The 21,906-nt window shown below is 58.7% G+C and carries 16 protein-coding genes; 7 read left to right on the plus strand and 9 right to left on the minus strand.

All coding sequences use genetic code 11. From position 1 onward, the window contains the following. Positions 1-7: 7 nt before the first annotated feature. Complete coding sequence (locus ACZYSM_RS06130; RefSeq protein WP_489069865.1) at positions 8-1,705, minus strand: glutamine--tRNA ligase/YqeY domain fusion protein; 1,698 nt, start codon at positions 1,703-1,705, stop codon at positions 8-10. Positions 1,706-1,983: 278 nt separating this feature from the next. On the opposite strand from ACZYSM_RS06130, the gene ACZYSM_RS06135 reads away from it, so the two are divergent. Both ACZYSM_RS06135 and ACZYSM_RS06140 read left to right on the plus strand, forming a co-directional pair. Next, positions 1,984-2,487 (plus strand): peptidylprolyl isomerase, encoded by a 504-nt coding sequence (locus tag ACZYSM_RS06135; RefSeq protein ID WP_419114401.1) that lies wholly within the window; start codon positions 1,984-1,986, stop codon positions 2,485-2,487. Continuing rightward, the gene (locus tag ACZYSM_RS06140) at positions 2,484-3,212 is read left to right on the plus strand and encodes a UDP-2,3-diacylglucosamine diphosphatase (RefSeq protein ID WP_489069867.1); all 729 of its coding nucleotides are present in this window, start codon (positions 2,484-2,486) and stop codon (positions 3,210-3,212) included. The genes ACZYSM_RS06135 and ACZYSM_RS06140 overlap by 4 nt, the downstream gene beginning before the upstream one ends. A gap of 155 nt (positions 3,213-3,367) precedes the next feature. Here the strand turns inward: ACZYSM_RS06140 and ACZYSM_RS06145 are convergent, their stop codons facing one another. The 7 genes from ACZYSM_RS06145 to ACZYSM_RS06175 form a co-directional block, all read right to left on the minus strand. After that, positions 3,368-4,900 carry a DHA2 family efflux MFS transporter permease subunit gene (locus tag ACZYSM_RS06145; RefSeq protein ID WP_489069869.1) on the minus strand — a complete coding sequence of 511 codons (1,533 nt, stop codon included), beginning with the start codon at positions 4,898-4,900 and terminating at the stop codon, positions 3,368-3,370. A gap of 64 nt (positions 4,901-4,964) precedes the next feature. After that, the gene (locus ACZYSM_RS06150) at positions 4,965-6,167 is read right to left on the minus strand and encodes an EmrA/EmrK family multidrug efflux transporter periplasmic adaptor subunit (protein WP_489069871.1); all 1,203 of its coding nucleotides are present in this window, start codon (positions 6,165-6,167) and stop codon (positions 4,965-4,967) included. 15 nt (positions 6,168-6,182) lie between these two features. Then, positions 6,183-7,652, minus strand: a complete 1,470-nt coding sequence (locus ACZYSM_RS06155; RefSeq protein WP_489069873.1) for an efflux transporter outer membrane subunit — start codon at positions 7,650-7,652, stop codon at positions 6,183-6,185. Further along, complete coding sequence (locus ACZYSM_RS06160) at positions 7,649-8,122, minus strand: MarR family winged helix-turn-helix transcriptional regulator (protein ID WP_489069875.1); 474 nt, start codon at positions 8,120-8,122, stop codon at positions 7,649-7,651. Before ACZYSM_RS06160 ends, ACZYSM_RS06155 begins: the two co-directional genes overlap by 4 nt. A 244-nt stretch (positions 8,123-8,366) precedes the next feature. Continuing rightward, a complete protein-coding gene (locus ACZYSM_RS06165; RefSeq protein ID WP_489069877.1) occupies positions 8,367-12,038 on the minus strand; it encodes a translocation/assembly module TamB domain-containing protein in 3,672 nt (1,223 codons plus the stop codon). After that, positions 12,035-13,762: an autotransporter assembly complex protein TamA gene (locus ACZYSM_RS06170; RefSeq protein ID WP_489069879.1), complete on the minus strand. Its 1,728-nt coding sequence runs from the start codon at positions 13,760-13,762 to the stop codon at positions 12,035-12,037. Before ACZYSM_RS06170 ends, ACZYSM_RS06165 begins: the two co-directional genes overlap by 4 nt. 65 nt (positions 13,763-13,827) lie before the next feature. Continuing rightward, entirely contained in the window at positions 13,828-14,478 is a 651-nt protein-coding gene (locus tag ACZYSM_RS06175; RefSeq protein ID WP_489069881.1) for a GNAT family N-acetyltransferase, read from the minus strand. A 196-nt stretch (positions 14,479-14,674) separates the two neighbouring features. Between ACZYSM_RS06175 and xthA the strand changes: the two genes are divergently transcribed. Both xthA and ACZYSM_RS06185 read left to right on the plus strand, forming a co-directional pair. Further along, positions 14,675-15,487, plus strand: coding sequence for an exodeoxyribonuclease III (gene xthA / locus ACZYSM_RS06180; RefSeq protein ID WP_489069883.1), 813 nt, complete (start codon positions 14,675-14,677; stop codon positions 15,485-15,487). Positions 15,488-15,648: 161 nt separating this feature from the next. Next, complete coding sequence (locus tag ACZYSM_RS06185) at positions 15,649-16,989, plus strand: substrate-binding domain-containing protein (RefSeq protein ID WP_489070049.1); 1,341 nt, start codon at positions 15,649-15,651, stop codon at positions 16,987-16,989. A 179-nt stretch (positions 16,990-17,168) separates the two neighbouring features. On the opposite strand, the gene ACZYSM_RS06190 is transcribed toward ACZYSM_RS06185, so the two are convergent. Beyond that, entirely contained in the window at positions 17,169-18,398 is a 1,230-nt protein-coding gene (locus ACZYSM_RS06190; RefSeq protein WP_489069885.1) for an acyl-CoA dehydrogenase, read from the minus strand. A gap of 152 nt (positions 18,399-18,550) precedes the next feature. On the opposite strand from ACZYSM_RS06190, the gene ACZYSM_RS06195 reads away from it, so the two are divergent. From ACZYSM_RS06195 to ACZYSM_RS06205, 3 genes are all read left to right on the plus strand, one after another. Continuing rightward, on the plus strand, positions 18,551-19,480 hold the full coding sequence (locus ACZYSM_RS06195; protein WP_489069887.1) for a LysR family transcriptional regulator: 930 nt from the start codon (positions 18,551-18,553) through the stop codon (positions 19,478-19,480). 220 nt (positions 19,481-19,700) lie between these two features. Further along, on the plus strand, positions 19,701-20,102 hold the full coding sequence (locus ACZYSM_RS06200; RefSeq protein WP_489069889.1) for a MerR family transcriptional regulator: 402 nt from the start codon (positions 19,701-19,703) through the stop codon (positions 20,100-20,102). A 236-nt stretch (positions 20,103-20,338) separates the two neighbouring features. Further along, positions 20,339-21,238 (plus strand): hydroxymethylglutaryl-CoA lyase, encoded by a 900-nt coding sequence (locus tag ACZYSM_RS06205; RefSeq protein ID WP_489069891.1) that lies wholly within the window; start codon positions 20,339-20,341, stop codon positions 21,236-21,238. The last annotated feature ends 668 nt before the right edge of the window (positions 21,239-21,906 follow it).

Consider the following 21,906-nt stretch of genomic DNA (forward strand, 5'->3'; position numbering starts at 1 on the left):
CCTTAAATCACTGGCCCCATGAATCACGCAGGGTCACGGTACGGTTGAAGACCAGATGACCGGGTTTCGAGTCCTTGATATCCGCGCAGAAGTAGCCTTCGCGCTCGAACTGGAAACGGTCTTCCGGCTGTGCTTGAGCCAATGACGGTTCAGCACGACAACCGGTGAGCACCTGCAGGGAGTCAGGGTTGATGTTGTCCAGGAAACCTTCGCTGCCTTCAGCCTTCTCCGGATTCGGCGACCGGAACAGGCGATCGTACAGACGCACTTCGCACTCGACGCTGGCCGCAGCCGGGACCCAATGCACCACGCCTTTGACCTTGCGGCCTTCAGGGTTCTTGCCCAGGGTTTCCGGGTCGTAGGAGCAACGCAGTTCGACGATGTTGCCATCGGCGTCCTTGATCGCTTCGTCGGCACGGATCACGTAGCTGCCGCGCAGGCGCACTTCGCCATTCGGTTCCAGGCGCTTGTAGCCTTTTGGTGGCTCTTCCATGAAGTCTTCACGGTCGATGTAGATTTCACGGGCAAACGGCAGTTGGCGCACGCCCATGTCTTCTTTCGGATGGCATGGCAGTTCGAGGTTCTCGACCTGACCTTCCGGGTAGTTGGTAATCACGACTTTCAGCGGACGCAGCACGCACATGGCGCGTGGGGCGCTGTGGTCGAGGTCGTCACGGATGCTGAATTCGAGCATGGCGAAGTCGACCACGCCTTCGGAACGGTTGGTGCCGACCATGTCGCAGAAGTTGCGGATCGATTTCGGCGTGTAGCCACGGCGGCGGAAGCCCGACAGCGTGGACATGCGCGGGTCGTCCCAGCCGTTAACGTGTTTCTCGTCAACCAACTGCTTGAGCTTGCGCTTGCTGGTGATGGTGTAGTTCAGGTTCAGCCGCGAGAACTCGTACTGACGCGGGCGCGCCGGGACTGGCAGGTTGTCGAGGAACCAGTCGTACAATGGACGGTGGCCTTCGAACTCCAGGGTGCAGATCGAGTGGGTGATGCCTTCGATGGCGTCCGACTGACCGTGGGTGAAGTCGTAGTTCGGGTAGATGCACCACGTGTCACCGGTCTGGTGGTGGTGCTCGTGACGGATGCGATAAAGGATCGGGTCGCGCAGGTTCATGTTCGGCGAAGCCATGTCGATTTTGGCCCGCAGGACGCGCTCGCCGTCCTTGAATTCGCCAGCCTTCATGCGGGCGAACAGGTCGAGGTTCTCTTCGACGCTGCGCTCACGGAACGGACTGTTCTTGCCCGGTTCGGTCAGGCTGCCACGGTATTCCCTGGCTTGCTCGGGGGTCAGGTCGCAAACGTAGGCGTTGCCAGCCTTGATCAGCTCCACCGCCCAATCGTGCAACTGGTCGAAATACTGCGAGGCATAGCGCACTTCACCGGACCATTGGAAGCCCAGCCATTTGATGTCGCTTTCAATGGCGTCGATGTATTCCTGCTCTTCCTTGGCCGGGTTGGTGTCGTCAAAACGCAGGTGCGTGACGCCACCGAACTCCTCGGCCAGACCGAAGTTCACACAAATCGACTTGGCGTGGCCGATGTGCAGGTAGCCGTTGGGTTCTGGCGGGAAGCGGGTCACGATCTGCGTGTGCTTACCCGAGTCCAGGTCCGCCTGGATGATCGGGCGCAAGAAATTGACCGGAACGGCAGGTCCGGCCTTGGAATTCGAGGTAGGGTCGACAGTGGGCTTGCTCATAGGATCCTTGAACGTACAAGTGCGCGGCCTGGTGCGGCCTGATAAATCAAAGTGGCTATTAAATCGAGGCGCCTATCATAGCCGATGCGGTCAAGGCCCTGACAGGGCAGGCCTTAAAACTGCTGTTTTTAATGCAGTTCAATTGAAAAACAGCCTCGAAATTCGCGCTCGGCACGCTAAACTGCGCATCTTGGCGTTTTCTCGCCAAACCGGTTCGGGCCCGCAGGCAGTGTGAGCGTCCCGAAACCCACGAATTCCTTTAAAGAGCGATAACGATCATGACTAAAGTCAAACTGACTACCAACCACGGCGACATCGTCCTCGAGCTGAACGCCGAGAAAGCACCAATCACCGTTGCCAACTTCGTCGAGTACGTTAAGGCCGGCCACTACGAAAACACCGTATTCCACCGCGTCATCGGCAACTTCATGGTCCAGGGCGGCGGTTTCGAACCTGGCATGAAAGAAAAGAAAGACAAGCGCGCCAGCATCCAGAACGAAGCTGACAACGGTCTTTCCAACGACAAATACACCGTTGCCATGGCCCGTACCATGGAGCCGCATTCGGCTTCCGCACAGTTCTTCATCAACGTAGCCGACAACAGCTTCCTCAACCACAGCGGCAAAACCGCACAGGGCTGGGGCTATGCAGTGTTCGGTAAAGTGGTCGAAGGCACCGACGTTGTCGACAAGATCAAAGGTGTTGCCACCACCATGAAGTCCGGTCATCAAGATGTACCAGCAGAAGACGTGATCATCGAGAAAGCCGAGATCATTGGGTGATATTGCTGATTTCAGATTTGCATCTGGAAGAGGAGCGCCCGGATATAACCCGGGCGTTTCTGGATTTACTGAACGGGCGTGCCCGCTCGGCGAAAGCGTTGTACATATTGGGAGATTTTTTTGAGGCGTGGATCGGCGACGATGCCATGACCCCCTACCAGCTTTCCATTTGCCAGGCACTGCGGGAACTCAGCGATAGCGGTACGCAAATTTTCCTGATGCATGGCAATCGCGACTTCATGCTCGGCCAGGCCTTTTGCAAGGCCGCTGGCTGTAGCCTTCTCAAGGACCCTAGTGTCGTTGAGTTCAACGGTGAGCCGGTGCTGCTGATGCACGGCGATAGCCTCTGCACCCGCGACGAAGCCTATATGCGGATGCGTCGTTACCTGCGTAATCCAATCACTTTGTGGGTGCTGCGGCATCTGCCCTTGAGCACCCGGCACACGCTGGCGCGCAAGCTGCGCAGCGAAAGCCGCGCGCAAACCCGGATGAAAGCCAACGACATCGTCGACGTGACCCCCGAAGAAGTCCCGCGGATCATGCAGCAGTACGGCGTGCGCACCTTGATCCACGGCCATACCCATCGCCCGGCGATTCACACACTGCAGATTGGCGAACAACCGGCCAAACGCATTGTGCTGGGAGATTGGGATCGTCAGGGATGGGCGTTGCAGGTGGATGAGCAAGGATTCCAGCTGGCGGCATTCGACTTCGTGAGTCCGTAGCAGCTGCCGAGCCTGCGAGGCTGCGTTCGGCTGCGCAGCAGTCGTAAAACCTATGATCGCGGTTTAACAGAACAACCCCATGCACCGGACTACGACCACTTCGCGGCCGAACGCAGGCTCGACAGCTGCTACGGGACCTCGTGTCAAAGCACTCATCAATGCCCGGCCGCCACCGCCGCCCCGGCCTTCGCGGCAAACGGCGGTTTGGCAAACCACACCAGCAAGATCAACCCCATGAACATCCAACCCATCAAGGTGAAGTAGTCCACGGTCGACATCATGTACGCCTGGCTTGTGAGCACATGATCCAGTTGCGCATAGGCCGGATTACTCGCCCCGCCCAAACTGTTCAATGCATCCCGGGTTGCCGGTTCAAAGGTGCTGATGCTTTCGCTCAGATAAGCGTGATGCTGATCGGCACGACGAATCCAGATCCAGGTGGTCAACGACGCCGCAAAACTGCCGCCCAAGGTCCGCAGGAACGTCGCCAGGCCCGCACCATCGGCGATCTGGCTCGGCGGCAAGTCCGACATCAGGATGCTCAGGGTCGGCATGAAGAACAGCGCCACACCGATACCCATGAACAGCTGCACCATGGCGATGTGCTGGAAGTCCACTTCATTGGTGAATCCGGCGCGCATGAAGCAGCTCAAGCCGATCGCCAGAAACGCCAGCCCCGCCAATAACCGCAAGTCGAACTTGTGCGCGTACTTGCCGACAAACGGCGACATCAGCACCGGCAGAATCCCGATCGGCGCCACCGCCAACCCGGCCCACGTCGCGGTGTAACCCATCTGCGTCTGCAACCATTGCGGCAAGATCAGGTTGATGCCGAAGAACCCGGCGTAACCGAATACCAACACAATGGTGCCGATGCGGAAGTTGCGGTGGGCAAACAGCCGCAGATTGACCACCGGGTGCTTGTCGGTCATCTCCCAGATCACAAATACCGCCAGCGCTATCGCCGAAATGACCGCGCCAATAATGATGAAGTTCGACTCGAACCAGTCCAGGTCGTTGCCCTTGTCGAGGATGACCTGGAGCGCACCGACGCCAATGATCAAGGTCAACAAGCCCACATAATCCATCGGTTGGCGACTGATCACCACCGGCCGGGCCTTGAGTTGTTGCTTGACCACCATGACCGCGAACACACCAATGGGCACGTTGATAAAGAAGATCCACGGCCAACTGTAGCTGTCGGTGATCCAGCCACCGAGTATCGGGCCGGCAATCGGCGCGACCACTGTAACCATCGCCAGCAATGCCAATGCCATCCCCCGTTTGGCGGGCGGATAGACCGCAATCAGCAGGGTCTGGGTCATAGGATACAACGGCCCCGCCACCAAGCCCTGCACGACCCGAAAACCGACCAGTTCAGGCATCGAGGTCGAGATTCCGCAGAGAAACGAGGCCAGCACAAACAGAATGGTCGCCCAGAGAAACAGCTTCACCTCGCCGAAGCGCCGGCTCAGCCAACCGGTCAACGGCAAGGCAATCGCATTGCTCACGGCAAACGAGGTGATGACCCAGGTGCCCTGCTCCGAACTCACGCCAAGGTTGCCGGAGATTGTCGGCAAGGCCACGTTGGCGATGGTGGTGTCGAGCACCTGCATGAAGGTCGCCAGGGACAGACCGATGGTGGCGAACAACAAGCTGGGCGGCGTGAAGGAGGCGTTATTGCTCATCGCAAATCCTTTGAAACTTGGCAGGCGCTGCGGCCATTACGACCGCAGCTGACGGATTGGCGAATCAGCGTTGGGCGGTTTTACTCGCCGCAGAGCTGTTGTCGTGGATCAACCGGGTGATTATCGCGTCGGCTTCAGCCAACTGACGGTCGTAGACGTTGGTGCTGAACGAGGCCTTTTGCGGAGACTGTTGCGCCAGCACCGGACCGCTCTGGTCATGCAGATTGACCTGAACCTGAGTCGACAGACCGACCCGCAGAGGGTGTTTTGCAAGCTCCTCGGCGTTGATATGAATCCGCACCGGCACCCGCTGAACGATCTTGATCCAGTTACCGGTGGCGTTCTGCGCTGGCAGCAAGGCGAAGGCACTGCCGGTACCGGCACCGAGGCTGTCGATGGTGCCGCTGTATTTCACGTCGCTGCCGTAGAGGTCCGCTTCGATGTCCACCGGCTGGCCGATGCGCATGTCACGCAGTTGGGTTTCCTTGAAGTTGGCGTCGATCCACAGCTGATCCAGCGGGATCACCGCCATCAACGCCGTGCCCGGCTGAACCCGCTGACCGAGTTGCACGGTGCGTTTGGCGACATAACCAGTGACGGGCGCAATCAAGGTGCTACGCGCATCGTTCAGGTAAGCCTGACGCAATTGCGCGGCAGCAGCCTGCACGTCCGGATGGGACGAAACCACAGTGTCGTCAACCAGAGCGCTGGTGGTGTTGAGCTGTTGCTGCGCGTTGGCCAAGGCGTTTTGCGCCGAGGTCAGGTCATCGCGAGCGTGGGACAGTTCCTCCTGGGAAATTGCCCCGCCGGCCGCCAGATTTTTCCGCCGGTTGAAGTTGTCCTGAGCTTTTTGCACTGCGGCTTTCTGTGCACCGACTTGCGCCTTCATACCGTCGACGTTGCTGTACAGGCCGCGGACCTGACGCACCGTGCGAGCCAGATTGGCCTGCGCGCTTTGCAGACCGACTTCGGCGTCATTCGGGTCGAAGTTGATCAGTACCTGGCCTTCATGCACCAGATCACCGTCATCGGCGCCAATGCTCACCACCGTGCCAGTGACCAACGGGGTGATTTCCACCACATTGCCATTCACGTAGGCGTCGTCGGTGCTTTCATTCCAGCGACCATAGAACTCGTGCCAGCCCCAGACGCTCAGCCCACCGAGGATGACGATAACAGCCAGCACCAGCAGCATGACTTTGCGCTTGCGCGAGTTACTGGCGTCTTGGGCGTTTTCAGTAGTGTTGATTGTGTCTTCAGTGGCCATGACAAGTACCTTGAATTATTCAGCCAGCGTAGCTGGAGTTGGGTTGGCCACGGCTATCGTGTTGGCCTGAAACCCACCGCCCAGCGCCTGCATCAATTGAATCGAGAGATCGATTTGCTCGGCATTCAGGTTCGCAAGTGATCGCTGGGCCTGCAGCAGTTGCTGCTCGATGCTGAGCACGTCCAGGTAGTTACCGATACCGGAACCGAAGCGCTGGACCACGGTGTTGTAAGAATCCTGGGCAATATCGGTGGCGTGTTGCTGTGCGCCAATCTGCCGACCGATATCGCGCAGTTGAGAGATGGTGTCGCTGACATCCCCCAGCGCTTTCACCAAGCTTTTGTTGTACTGCGCCACCGCGAGGTCGTAGTTGGCGTCGCGAGAATCAAGGTCAGCCCGCAGGCGACCGCCATCGAATATCGGCAACGACACGGTGGGTGCGATGTTGAAGAAGCGGCTCGCCGAGCCAAACAGCGCATCACCCAACAGCGACTGGGTACCGGCGGCGGCACTCAGGTTCAGGTTTGGATAAAAGTTGGTCTTGCCGGCGACGATATTTTTGCTCGCCGCTTCGACCCGCCAGCGCGCGGCTACCAAGTCTGGACGACGACCGAGCAACTCGGCCGGAAGCACAGACGGCAAGGCGATGGCGCTGGCCTGCAAGACTTTCGGTCGAGCGATTTCGTTGCCGCGATCCGGGCCCTTGCCGAGCAAAACGGCAAGCGCAATTTTCGCGCTTTGCAGCCTTTTCTCTGCGTCGATCAAGGTGGCTTCGGAGCTGGCTTCCAGGCTTTCGGTTTGCTGATACTGGTATTGGCTGTCGATGCCGGAGCTCAGCCGACGCTTGCTCAGATCAAGCATTTGTCGGGTGCGTTTGAGGTCGTCATTGGCCAGGTCATGGACGATGTGCGCCTGACCCAGATTGCTGTAGGCCCGGGCGACATCGGCGGACAAGGTCAACTGCGCCGCTTGCTGATCGATTTCGGCAGCGCGAGCCTGGCCCAGCGCGGCTTCCCAGGTGGCACGCTGACCGCCCCAGAGGTCGAAGGTGTAGTTGAAGTCCACGCCCAAGCTACGCAGGGTGCTGTAGGTGCCGCCCTGCCCGGTCGGGTCCTGGTCACGGGCCAGTCGCGAGCGACTGACACTGGCGCTGGCGTCGAGGGTCGGCATCCGCGCGGCGTTAGCCGCATAAGCCGCAGCGCTGGCCTGATGGGCTCGGGCGCTGGCGATCTGCATGTCCGGGCTGTCGTGCAAGGCTTCTTTGATCAAGCTGTCGAGCTGCGGATCGCCAAGGCTTTTCCACCAGTCGCTTTTCGGCCAGGCCGCAGGCGACAAGGTGACGCCATTCAGGGATTGCCCGGCCTTGAGATTTTTCGCGTCGAGGCTGACACCTTCGGTGTTCAGGCCGCTGTAGCTGGCACAACCGGCCAGGCTCATGGCCAGCAACACCAGACTCAAGCCGGTACGCAAGGATTGACTGCTCATTTATCACCTACCCGCAGCAAGGTGATCGAGTCACCGGCTGCCAGCAAAATTTTCTTCAAGATATGTTCCAGGGTTTTCAGCTCTTGGGGCGTGATGGCACCTGCCAGCTCATTCATCGCCTCGGCACCTATGTGAGGAAGCCGGTCGGCCAACGTCTGGCCTTCTTCGGTCAGCACCAACTGCACCTGACGCCGGTCCTCTTCGGACCGTTTGCGTGCAAGGAAGCCCTTCTGCTCCAGCCGATCGAGCATCCGGGTCATCGAACCGCTGTCGAGCGACAGATGCCGGCACAGCTCGGCTGGGGTGTCGACGCCGAACTGGGCCATGATGATCAACACCTTGAACTGCGCGGCGGTGATGCCGTGGGGTTCCATGTGCGTGTCGATGATCCGGTCCTTGAGTAGCGCGGCGCGCCCCAGGAGCAGACCGAGATGGCAATTTTGAAAGTCGTCCGGCGTGAAATGTTTCATCTGACCACCAATTAGCTGCCTAGGCAGAGAGTGTATGTCGAGATGTTACTGCCTAGGCAGCGAATGTCAACGCATTAGTTAGGATGCTTTGTATTAAGGTGATGAGTGGTGCGGGAGTTGCTCCGGATCGACGACCGCAGCGCGGCCATCGCGAGCAGGCTCGCTCCCACGGGTTCAGCGTAATCCCTGTGGGAGCGAGCCTGCTCGCGATTGGAGCGACTCGGTGTATTTGAAGGAAGGGGGGTTAGAAATCCCGCTTATAGAAGATATCCAGCGAACTGGCGATGCCGCTGGCAGCCTCCAGATACACCTTCTTGCTCAGTTTGTAACGCAGCGCGATGGTATTGGCGGGCTCAAACACTCCAACCCCATACCGCAAACTGAGCTTCTCGGAGATGTTGCCGCTGGCGACCACGCTGGTGGTGTTGCCGCTGCCTTGGGTGTCGAGTTGGAAATCCTGAATCCCCAGGTCCTTGGCCAGACCGCCGGTGATCTTCGAACTGCCCATCAATCCCAGACCCAGCGCCGCCTGGGCCAGCATGTTGTTGTTTTCGCCGGTGGTGCTCAGTGGACGCCCCAGCATCAGATAGGACAGCGCCTGTTCCTGGCTCATGGCCGGCTCGGAGAAGATCTGCGTGGTCGGTTGCTCGGCGTTACCGCTCAAACGAATGCCGGCGATCACATCGTCGGTCTGGCGAATCGCTTCGATGTCCAGATACGGTTGATCGATGGGACCTGCGAACAGCAGCCGCGCACGGCGAACGGTCAGGCGCTGGCCATAGGCCCGATAACGACCATCGTTGAGCCAGAGCTCGCCTCGAGTGTCCATGTTGTCGCCGATATGCACCTGGCCTTGCAGATTGGCGGTCAAGCCAAAACCGCTGAAGCTGAGTGTGTCTTTGCCAACCTCTACATCGATGTCCATCGCCATGACCATAGGCGGTTTGCCCTCTTTGGTCTGATGGCCAACGATCACCGTGTCATCCGAGACCTTGACCGTCGATGGAGGAAGCTCACGGATGGTGATTTCGCCTTTAGGCACCAGCACCTTGCCGGCAATCGCCAGCTTGTCGTTCTTCATCGAAATTTTCAGGTCCGGCGCCACTTCCAGTACGGCATAAGGCTCGACTGTGACCGGCAGTTGCGAGCCTTTGAGGTTCAGATCGACTACCAGCGCTTCGCCCCAGGCCACATTTCCATTCAATATGCCCTGCCCGGTTTTGCCGCTTTTCCAGCTGCCATTCAGTTGCACACTTTCGCCAGCGATCAGCACCTGAATCTGTAGCGCGTCGAAACGGGTAGGCAATTCAGGCCCGGAGATTTCGCCATCGCTAAGGGTCAGGCTGCCGTTGACCTGGGGCGCGAACAAACCACCGGACAAGCGTCCGCTGCCATTCAAATGCCCTACCAGTTTCTCGACCATCGGCAAAAACGGCCGAGCCACCGTCAGGTCGAGACCACTCAAGCGGAACTCGCCGGTCAGTGGTTTGTTTTTCGGCAGCGGATTGATCTGCGCCTGCACCATCAACTCACCGAGCTTGCCACCGACGAAGTCGAGCTGGGTATCGATACGTTTGGGATTGAGGGTGCTATTGAATTTGAGTGTCTGGTAAGGGAAGTCCAGCCACTGGCCTTTTTCGCGCATGCGCAGCGTACCGCCGCTCGCGTCGACCAGGATCTGGCCTTTCGGGCCGCTGGCCGGCAGATCGAGTTGCACGTCGGCGTTGAGTTTGCCCTGCCAGGCGAAGTCCTTCGGCAGCCATTGCGCGAGGCTTTCAATCGGGAACTGCTTGAGGTGGTAACGTAACTTGGGCTCGGGCATCAGCCGCTGGTCTTCACCGCACAGGCTGGCTTGCCCGGACATCCAGCAATGAGCGGCAACGTTAATTTTGCCATCCGCCAGGCGCTCGAGTTTCGCCGGATTCTGCAACTTCCAGTCCTGGCCGCCAGCCTGTATGTCACCGCTGGCCAGACGTCCGCGCCAGTTGCCTTTATCCAGATTGCCGTCCAGCCCCAACGCCAGTTTGAGCATTGGGCCCTGGAGGTCCAGCTGCAGTTTCTGGTTTTTGACGTCGCCCTGGCCACTTGCGGTCAGCGTGCCCAAATGCGTTTCGCCAACCTGAATGCCGCTGCCTTTGAGATCGATGCGCGCCCGTTGAGCGCTGTCGAGGTTGGCGTCCAGGTTCAGGCTTTGCAGACGATTGCCGGCCATCGCCAGCTGCTGGCCTTGCAGACTCAATTTGCCTTGAGGGGCTTTCAAGGTGCCCGCGAGATCAACACGCCCGTTGAGCTGACCGCGCAATTGCGGCCAGAGCTGACCCAGGCGCGGCATTTTGATGTCGAGCTGCCCGGCCAGTTTCTGTTGCAAGCTGCCCTTGCCGTTGATGCGATTGTCACCCAGGCGAATATCCAGCGCGCTGAGGGTCCATTGTTCGCCAGCACCATCAGCCTTGGCCTGGAACACTGCCGGTTGGCCGCGCAGTTTGCCCTTGAGGTCCAGATCAGCGTTCAGCTTAAGCTGTTCATTCTTCATTTCGCCTTTGCTGCGCAACGGTCCAGCGAGATTGCCCGGCAACTCCGCCAGCCAATACGCCGGGTTGATTGCCGAGAGGTCGAGCGCAGTGTCCCAGGCGACGCCGTCGGCAAACTGCAGATTCAAATGCCCTTCGGCCTTGCCCTGCCCTGCTGCCAGTTTGAACTCAGGCAGGAAGATTTTTGTCAGGTCGCCACTGAATGGGCTGCTCAGGCTGAACGCCCCCGCCGGGCCATCGAGCGCGGCTTTGAAGTTGCCCAGATAGTTGCCATCGCGATAGGACACTTCGCCGTTGAAGGTCCGCAGCGCTACCGCCGGTTCGTCGATCAGCGGATAGAGCCGATGCCACGGGAAGTTCAGCCAGTCGACCTTGGCTTGCGCGCTAAAGCCTTCACTCCAGTCAAGTTGCCCGGTGAGTTTGAGGCTTTGTTCGGCGCTGGCACTGAGGTCCAGCGCGGCGATTTGCGCGCCTTTAGCGTCGACTTTGCCTTGCAGCAGCAGGCCGACCGGCCCCTGCTGAGCAGGCAAGGTGGCTTTGCCTAACAGTTGATAGCCGTTTTTCAGATCACCCTTGCCGGTGAGCTCAAGCTGATTGAGTTGCAGGGTGTCCGGTAAATCGGCACTGGCCTTGAAGCCCTCCGCCGTGATGCGCACTTGAGCCGGCAGGTTTTCAACCAGCGGCTGCAGCTCGCCGGTCAATTGGCCTTGCAGGTAACCCGTGCTATCCGCTTTGAGGTTCAGGGTTTTCAGCAGGTCGCCGTCGACGTTCAATGCCAATGTCCACGGCTCCGTGCCCGGCGCCGGCAAGGTCAGCTTACCTTCAGCCGCCAACGGCCAGTCGCCACTCGGTTGCAGCAGGCCGGACAGGCTCAGGCTCAGCGCATCGCGTTGCAGGTGCACTGAGTCGATCTGTAAGCCTTTGGCTGTCCAGTGCGCTGCCAATTGCAGGCCTTTGAGCTCCTCACTGCCATTGAACAGCAGGCTGCCGATTTGCACCTCACCCAACTCAATAGCCAGTGGCAGTTTCAGGTCAGGCAGGCTGATGGGGCCGCTGCTTTTATCGGTACTCGGTGGAAATTGCAGGCTGACTTGTTCAGCCTTCAGTTGATCGATGCACACCGTCATGCGCGTCAGACACAGCGGCGACCAGGCAAAAACCGGTTTGATCAGTTCGACCCGGCTGGTGTCCTGCTGCCAGATCAGATGGTCAGCACTCCATCGACCGCCCAGACGACCCTGGAAATTCTCCACCGTCAAACCCGGCACCAGACCCAGTGCCCAACGGCTACCAGCCTGAGTCCCAAGCAACGTGGCCAGCGCCAACAACACGACCATCACCAGCGTAAGAATCGCCAGCAGCGCTATTTTCAACCCACGATTCAAAGCTCAGGCCCCATGGAGAAGTGCAAACGAATACCGCCGTCGTCGTCCATCGCATGGGCGAGGTCCAGTCGCAGCGGCCCGACCGGCGAGACCCAGCGCACACCGATGCCGACTCCAGTCTTGAGGTTCGGCAGTTCAAGTTTGTCGAACGAGTTGCCCTGATCGATGAACGTCGCGACCCGCCATTTCTCGGCGATGGAGTATTGATACTCGACGCTGCCGGCGACCATGTAGCGACCACCGATGCGACGACCGTCGGAGTTTTCCGGGGACAGGCTCTGGTAGTCATAACCGCGCACGCTTTGATCGCCACCGGCAAAAAAACGCAATGACGGCGGGACCGTTTTATAGCCATTGGTGGCGCTGCCGCCGAACTGCACGCGGCCAAGGAAACGGTGCTTGTCCCAGACAGTGGTCAAGCCTTTGAGCAGGGCCGTGCCGTAGAGCAAATTGTTGTCCGACGCCAACCCTTCCTTGGCCACTTTGGCGTCGAATTGCAGACGATAGCCATTGTGCGGATCGATGCGGTTGTCGCTGCGCAGGTAGGAGTAACTGACGCCGGGCATCAGTAAATTGCTCAGGCCCGAATCATCGCCTAGACGATATTCTTCGCGTTGCCATTTCAGCGAGATCACTCGCTGCCAACCGCTGGGCAACTTGCTGTGCCACTCGGGACCGATGGTGAGCAGCTTGCTCAGGCTGTCGGTATTGGCGATTTCTTCATATTGATAGCCACCGGCAAAGCGCAGTTTGTCGGTGAGCGGCGGGTCAAGTGGCACGTCGTACCACAGGCCGACGTTCTGCCGCGGTGCGGAGACTTCGGTTTCCCAGCCGTAACTGTGGCCTTGGGGGTTGACCCAATGCCGGGTCCAGTTGGCCTTGGCGCGCGGACCGACGTCAGTGGAGAAACCCAGGCCCAGGCCCATGGTCCGTGGCTTGCGGGTTTCCAGCTGCACCGCCACCGGGATCACATCGTTGGCCGCGGCGGCGGGTGCGGCATCGACCCGCACACCTTCAAAATAGCCGCTCGACTGCAACGCTTGGTTGAGTTCGGCGATCAGTTCGGAGTCGTAGGGGTCGCCCGCCTTGAACGGCACCAGGCGTTGCAGCAAATCGTCATCGAACGGTGTATCGCCGGCGAAGCTGACCTTGCCCAAGGCGTAGCGCGGACCGCTGTCATAGATCAACTCGATGTCGGCGACACCGGCCTGGGGATCGACGGATAATTTTTGACTGGTAAAGCGTCCGCTGAAAAAGCCGTAGCGCGATGCCTGATTCTGGATCAGCCGCTTGGCATCTTCATAACGGCCGTGATTGAGCACCGCGCCGGATTTGAGCTGATCGCTTTTCGGCACGCGGAAGGCTTTGAGGGAGGCTGCGGGGCCATCGATACGCAGAGTGACATTGCGTAAATGCACAGGCTCACCGGGATCAATGTTCAACACCAACCGTGGCGACGTGCCGCCTTTGACTTCGCTATTGAGCTGCGGCTGATAGAAACCCAAGGCCTGGGCGGCCTTTCTTGCTTGTTCTTCGGCGCCACGACTGAAGCGTAACAAAGCTTCTTCGTCGCGATCGCCAAGACCACCGATATAGCCTTCCACATTGGCCTTCAGCTCATCGTTGGACGGTTTGATCCGCACATCCAATTCACTTTGTGCCAACGCCGCACAGCTTGTGACCAGCATGAGCAAGCCGCTGGTAAATCTTCCTGGAAACTTCATAGGCGCGGATGCTATCACGAGCGTGGGAGCGTGATAGAGCCCCGCAGTGACCGGAAAGTTCTAGATTAAGCAGTTGCTGTTTGTAACACCTGAGGATTGGGGTGAAAAAACACATGCTCGCGGACAGATCCTATAGCGACCTCGCCAATCTCCTCGTAACCCTGACGCTTATAGAATTCCAGGTAACGAGGGTTTCCGGTGTCGAGCACTACGCCTTCTGAGTGTTCGTCCTCTGCGCACCAGTTATGCACGGCTTCCAAGAGTTGCTCGCCGAAGTGCTTGCCTTGGAACTGCGGGTGAATTCCCAGCAGGGGCAGGACGTGAACCGCATCGGATGGCAGGCAGGCCACCACCGCCGCGTGGTAATCCAGATAGCGGCGCGTGCAACGAAACCCGGTGCTCAGCACCATACGCAGGCGCCAGGCCCAACTCTCGGTGATGCCCAGGCGGCGTTGTGGTGGTGCGATCAGGGCGATGCCGATCAACCGGTCGTTGACCAGCAGGCCGATGGCTGGCAAATCCTGGAGAAAGTGCTGCTTGACCAGTTCACGCACTGTTGCCCGGACCCGCTGCTCATAGCCGGGTCTCTCAGCCTCGAACAGAAAACCGAAGGTCGGCTCATGCCGGTAGGCCTGATACAGCAAGGAACGCGCTTCGCGGGAATAACCGCTGCCGAGCATATGGATGTCGGCGATGGCAGTTGAGGTTTCAGGCATAACAATTGATCTCCCCTGGACGCGGCTCAAAAGGCCCCGTTCTTGTTACTACGAGCGTTCGATAGCAACCACAGTTCCCTACACGAGGACTTCACACTCCACACCCAAGGACATTAGCAGCGCATCTGACCCACCGCCACGCTGGTCGCCGTCGGACTTGTCAGCTAGCATCGCAGTTTTGCCAGGACTGTCGACCATGAAGATCGTCTCGTTCAACATCAACGGCCTGCGCGCCCGGCCCCATCAACTGGCGGCGCTGATCGAGAAGCACCAGCCGGACGTGATCGGCCTGCAGGAAACCAAGGTCCATGACGACCAGTTCCCGCTGGCTGAGGTTCAGGCCCTGGGTTATCACGTGCATTACCACGGACAAAAGGGCCATTACGGCGTCGCCCTGCTCTCTCGCCAGGCACCGAGCGCACTGTATAAAGGCTTTGCCAGTGACGAAGAAGACGCTCAGCGGCGCTTTATTTGGGGCACTTTCGCCGACGCCAACGGCGTACCGGTGACCATCATGAACGGTTATTTCCCACAGGGTGAAAACCGTGACCACCCGACCAAATTCCCGGCCAAGCAACGTTTTTACAGCGATTTGCAGCAACTGCTGGAAACACAGTTCAGCAACGACCAGCCGCTGATAGTCATGGGGGACGTAAACATTTCCCCGGAAGACTGCGACATTGGCATCGGTGCGGACAACGCCAAACGCTGGCTGAAAACCGGCAAGTGCAGCTTTCTCCCGGAAGAGCGCGAGTGGATGGCCCGCCTGAAGAACTGGGGCCTGGTGGACAGCTTCCGTCACCTGAACCCGGATGTCGCGGATCGTTTCAGCTGGTTCGACTACCGCAGTCGCGGTTTCGAAGACGAACCGAAGCGTGGCCTACGCATCGACCTGATCATGGCCTCCCAAGGCCTGCTGCCGCGAATCAAGGCTGCCGGTGTCGACTACGATTTGCGCGCAATGGAAAAACCTTCCGATCATGCGCCGATCTGGCTTGAGTTGAGCTGAGTCCCAGAGGCCAACACCAACCAACTGTGGGAACGTCGCCCGGCCCTTCCCACAGTTGACCCGAGGCGTTTCAACGATCGCATTCCTGCGCATCAGTCATATTTCGGAAACCTGACTGACTTATTCTCCCGGCACTTCCTTTGGCCTTAGAAGGTGTCGGCCTGATGCTGCGCGCTCTGTTTGTGATGATGCTTTGCGGCTTGCTGCCTTTTTCTGCCTTCGCCAACGGGTTACCGACCCCGGACCGTGGCCCTGCCCTGCGTATTCAGGGCTCCAACACCATCGGTGCCACACTGGGCCCGGCGCTGGTCAAAGGACTGATGGAAGCGCAAGGCTTGCGCGAGATTCACAACGAAATCTCTGGCAAAGACAACGAACAGCGCGTCGTCGGCAAAACCGAGCAGGGACGCAGGGTGGTGGTGGATGTCGCCGCCCACGGTTCCAGCACCGGTTTTACTGCACTTAAAACGGCGAACGCCGATCTGGCTGCGTCATCAAGGCCGATCAAGGACAGTGAGTTAGTCGACCTGGAAGCGCTTGGCGACTTGAAAAGCCCCGGCGCCGAGCAAGTGATTGCCATTGATGGGCTGGCGATCATCCTTCATCCGCAAAATCCCTTGAGCCAGCTAAACACCGAGCAACTGGCACGAATTTTCAGCGGTGAGGTGACCACTTGGGAAGAACTCGGCGGCGTTGGCGGGCCGATTCACCTGTATGCCCGGGATGATCAGTCGGGCACTTACGACACCTTCAAGGAGCTGGTACTCAGTCGTCGCGGCAAAACCTTGGGCAGTACGGCGCAACGTTTCGAATCCAGCGAACAGCTGTCCGACGCAGTCAGCCAGGACCCTCAAGGCATCGGCTTTATTGGCCTGCCTTATGTGCGCCAGGCCAAAGTCGTGGCGATTGTTGATGGTGACTCGCAACCGATGTTGCCCCAGAGCAGCCTGATCGCCACCGAAGACTATCCACTGTCACGGCGTCTGTTCTTTTACCTGCCGCCCAATGGGCAAAATCCATGGGCCAACGCGCTGGTGGCATTCGCCCAGAGCAGCAACGGCCAGGCAATTGTCGCGGCCAATGGTTTTATCGCTCAAACAGTACAAGCCATGACGGTAACGCCTAGCCCTCAAATGCCTGACGGCTATCAGGCCATCACCCGCCATGCGCAACGGCTGACGGTGAATTTTCGCTTCGAGGAAGGCAGCGCCAGCCTGGACAATAAAGCCCGGCAGGATCTGTCGCGGGTCCTCGACTATGTAAGGCTCCATGACAAACTGAACGGACAGGTGACGCTAGTGGGTTTTGGCGATGCCAAGAGCGACCCGGCGCGGGCGACATTGCTGTCGAAGCTACGGGCCATGGCGGTGCGGCGGGAATTGGTCAAAAGCGGCATGGTGTTTCGTGAGATCCGTGGCTTTGGCGCCGAGATGCCAGTGGCAGCCAATAGCGCGGATGAAGGCCGGATCAAGAACCGGCGGGTGGAGGTTTGGGTGTATTGAGGTGGAACTGGGGGTGAGTCGACCCCACTTGGTACTTTTCCTGACAGAGCTGTTTTGACAGGTCTGACGCATTCGCGAGCAAGCCCGCTCCCACACTGGATCTCTGCTGGACGCTGATTACGCGTACACAGGAGGTCTAATGTGGGAGCGGGCTTGCTCGCGATGAAGGCGCCTGGGCCTTAATGCCCGCTACGCATCATCTCTTTCGGCACATATTTACCAATCTCGAATTTGCCGATCGCGGCGCGGTGCACCTCGTCCGGGCCGTCGGCCAGGCGCAGGGTGCGTTGCATCGCATACATATAGGCCAGCGGAAAATCGTTGGAAACCCCGGCCCCGCCATGGATCTGGATCGCCCGGTCGATGACCTTCAAGGCCACGTTCGGCGCGACGACTTTGATCTGGGCGATTTCGCTTTTCGCCACTTTGTTGCCAACGGTGTCCATCATGTACGCCGCTTTCAGTGTCAGCAGCCGCGCCATGTCGATCTCCATCCGTGAGTCGGCGATCTTGTCGATATTGCCGCCCAGACGAGCCAAAGGTTTGCCGAACGCGGTGCGACTGATCGAGCGTTTACACATCAACTCCAATGCGCGTTCGGCCATGCCGATGGAACGCATGCAGTGGTGAATCCGGCCTGGGCCAAGGCGACCTTGAGCGATTTCAAAGCCGCGGCCCTCACCCAGCAGCACATTCTCGTACGGTACACGGACGTTTTCGAACAGCACTTCCGCGTGTCCGTGAGGCGCATCGTCGTAGCCGAATACGGGTAGTGGACGGACGATCTTTACACCTGGAGCATCCGCCGGCACCAGAATCATCGAGTGCTGCTGGTGACGTGGCGCATCCGGATTGCTCAGGCCCATGAAGATCAGGATCTTGCAGCGCGGATCGCAAGCACCCGAGGTCCACCATTTACGCCCGTTGATCACCCACTCGTCACCCTGACGCTCAGCGCGGGCGGCCATGTTGGTGGCGTCGGAAGAAGCCACATCCGGCTCGGTCATGGCGAAGGCCGAACGAATCTCACCGCGCAACAGCGGCTCCAGCCAGCGTTGCTTCTGCCCTTCGTTGGCGTAACGCACCAACACCTCCATGTTGCCGGTGTCCGGTGCCGAGCAGTTGAACGGCTCCGGCCCGAGCAAGGATCGGCCCATGATTTCCGCCAACGGCGCGTATTCCAGGTTGGTCAGACCGGCGCCGAGCCCGGACTCCGGCAGAAACAAATTCCACAAACCTTCGGCCTTGGCCTTGAGTTTGAGCTCTTCCATGATTGCGGTCGGCTGCCAGCGATCACCTTCGGCGACCTGGCGTTCGAACACCGCTTCAGCCGGATAAACGTAAGCGTCCATGAACGCGGTCACGCGCTCACGCAGTTCCTGAACCTTCGGGGAATAAGCGAAATCCATGAGCAGCTACCTTCTTCTAGGAGGTTGTTGAGGTCATGTAATCGATGCTAGAACAGCTACGAAAATTTACCTAGCCTATTCTCGGCGTGTATTAACATTCATCACCGATATATGATCGGCTGATCGAGACCCAACAATAAGAGCGCAGCGCAATGAATCTGAGCAAGGTCGACCTGAATCTTTTCATCGTCTTCGACGCGATCTACACCGAAGCCAATCTGACCCGCGCCGGGCAGATCGTCGGCATCACTCAGCCAGCCGTCTCGAACGCTCTGGCCCGCCTGCGCGAGACCTTCAACGACCCGCTGTTCGTGCGCACCGCCCAGGGCATGGTGCCCACACCCATGGCGCAGAACATCATCGGCCCGGTGCGCAATGCGTTATCGCTGTTGCGCGTGTCGGTTCAGGAAAGCCGGATTTTCAATCCATTGCAGGCGGCCAAGACCTACCGCATCAGCATGACCGACCTTACTGAAGCGGTGATCCTGCCGCCGCTGTTCCAGCGCCTGCGACGTTTGGCGCCAGCGGTGATCATCGAGAGTTTCCTCTCCAAGCGCCGCGAGACCACCAAAGAACTGGCGGCCGGTCGCCTCGACTTCGCCGTCGATGCCCCCCTCAACACCGATCCACAAGTGCGCCACGTCAAGCTGATGGAAGACCGCTACGTCTGCGCCATGCGCAAGGGGCATCCTCTTGCGGGCAAAGAGAAATTCACCCTCGATGACTACCTGTCACTGACCCATATCCATATTTCCAGCCGCCGCAGCGGGCTGGGGCATGTCGACCTGGCGCTGGGAAAGATGGGCATCCAGCGCAAAATCGCCCTGCGTTCGCAGCACTACCTGATGGCATCCCAAGTGCTGCAGCAGACCGACATGGTGATGACCGTACCGGAACGTTTCGCCCGTCGGCATGACCTGTATTCGGTCAACTTGCCGGTCAACGACGTACCACCGGTTGAAACCCACCTTTACTGGCACGAAAGCACCGATCAAGACCCGGCCAACCGCTGGATGCGCGAACAGATGATCGAGTTGTGCCAGCAGGTGACGGTGCATGAGAAGAAGCTGGATAAAGCGTAGGCCTCTGGACCGTGTCATCGTTCATCGCGAGCAAGCCCGCTCCCACACTGAATCTCTGGCGTTCACAGGTTATGTGTCCGCAGGGGATCTAATGTAGGAGCAGCCGGTCGACGCTCGATTGCTCGCGATGAGGCCAGTGATAACACCGAAGAACTACATCGCTTGACGTATACGTCAAGCAGCAATTAGCTTAGTGCCAAGACCTTTCTTGAGCGCTTCCATGAGCAGCCCGACTTACAGCATCTCCGACCTCGCCCGCGAGCTCGACATCACTACCCGCGCCATTCGCTTCTATGAGGAACAAGGCTTGCTCGCCCCCGAGCGGCGCGGCCAGGAACGTATTTATTCACCCCGCGACAAAGTCAGCCTGAAGCTGATCCTGCGGGGCAAGCGCATCGGCTTTTCCCTAGCCGAGTGCCGCGAGCTGATCGAACTCTACGACCCCACCAGTGGCAACCAGAAACAGTTACACAGCATGCTGGCGAAAATCACCGAGCGCCGCGAGCAGCTTGAACAGCAAATGCTGGATATAGAACAGATGAAGCTGGAGCTGGACACGGCTGAAGAGCGCTGTACCCAGGCGCTGGAACAGACGATCGAGAATCAGAAAACCGTTCAATGAACGAGATGACTCTTTGAAATTGAAATCCGCCCCCGTAGCAGCTGCCGCCAGGCTGCGTTCGGCTGCGCAGCAGTCGTAAATGGCCACGACTCAATAGTGAGCGAAAATCGAGTCGACCGGATAGCGACCGCTTCGTCCGAATGCGGCCCAGATCGAACGCAGGCTTCGCCAGCTGCTACGGATCTGCAGTCGGCGCGTCCCTTAATGCGATATCAACAAAAACAGGTAAACCTCCCATGTCTCTCCCAACCCATGTGCGCCTTATCGAAGTCGGTCCTCGCGACGGCCTGCAGAACGAAGCCCAACCCATCAGCGTGGCGGACAAGGTGCAACTGGTCGATGCACTGACCGCTGCCGGTCTCGGCTATATAGAAGTCGGCAGTTTCGTTTCGCCCAAATGGGTGCCGCAGATGGCCGGTTCCGCCGAGGTCTTCGCGAAAATCCAGCGCAAGCCGGGCGTGACCTACGGTGCGCTGGCGCCGAACCTGCGCGGTTTCGAAGACGCGCTGGCGGCCGGGGTGAAGGAAGTCGCGGTGTTTGCCGCCGCTTCCGAAGCGTTTTCCCAACGCAACATCAATTGCTCGATCAACGAAAGCCTGGAACGTTTTGTACCGATCATGGACGCCGCCAAACAGCACGGCGTCAGCGTGCGCGGTTACGTCTCCTGCGTGTTGGGCTGCCCCTATGAAGGTCAGGTAGCGCCCGAACAAGTCGCCTACGTGGCCCGGGAGCTTTATGCCATGGGCTGTTATGAAGTCTCTCTCGGCGACACCATCGGCACCGGTACCGCCGGCGCCACGCGCACGATGTTCGAAGTCGTTGGTGCTCAGGTGCCACGGGAAAAACTGGCCGGGCATTTCCACGACACCTACGGCCAGGCGTTGGCCAATATCTATGCCAGCCTGCTGGAAGGCATCGCCGTGTTCGACAGTTCCATCGCCGGTCTCGGTGGCTGCCCATACGCAAAAGGCGCCAGCGGTAACGTCGCCACCGAAGACGTGCTGTACCTGCTCAATGGGCTGGGAATCACAACCGGGATCGACATGGATCGCTTGATCCTCGCCGGCCAGCAAATTTGCACGGTACTGGGGCGCCCCACAGGTTCTCGCGTGGCCAAGGCCCGTAGCGCAGTGTGAGGGGTAGATGTGTCTGGGTGTTACCGACCACTCTAGTCCGTAGCGAAAACGAGTAACACGGAAACAGATGGCGGGGTTTTGGCTGACTTAACTTTCTTACAAAATCATCAAGCTATTGATTTTAAAGGACTTTAAAAAGTTGGCACGGCTTCTGCTATCTCTACTGCATAACAAGAATAAAAAAAGCAGCAACCCTAATAAAAATAAGACGTAACGACTCTGACATAACAAAAACAACACGGCAGAGACGCAGCTAACAGATTTTTTTGGAGAAGGTGTGCTTTTCAGGGTGCTTTTCGAAGTAACCCGCAACCGGGCAGAGAACAATAAAACTACCTTCAGGTAGCTCCCGAACTGGTTGGATCGCTCAGCGAAAAAGCAGATCAGCGCTCAAAAAAATACGTTTGCTCTTGATCCCGGATGGGGATCGACAAAAATAGCGGTAAAGGGCCACGGTTACCAAAAACAACAATAGACCGCCCCTCAACAATAAAAAAAGAGCACGTAACAACAAATTAAAGGGGAGCTTCGGCTCCCCTTTGTGCTTTCTGGTGTTTGCCATTTCCACTGCGCCCCCTTGTGGGAGCGAGCCTGCTCGCGATAGCGGTGGATCGGTCGACATCTATATTGGATGTGCTGCCGTCATCGCGAGCAGGCTCGCTCCCACA

The sequence above is a fragment of the Pseudomonas sp. F220 genome, assembly GCF_057813935.1.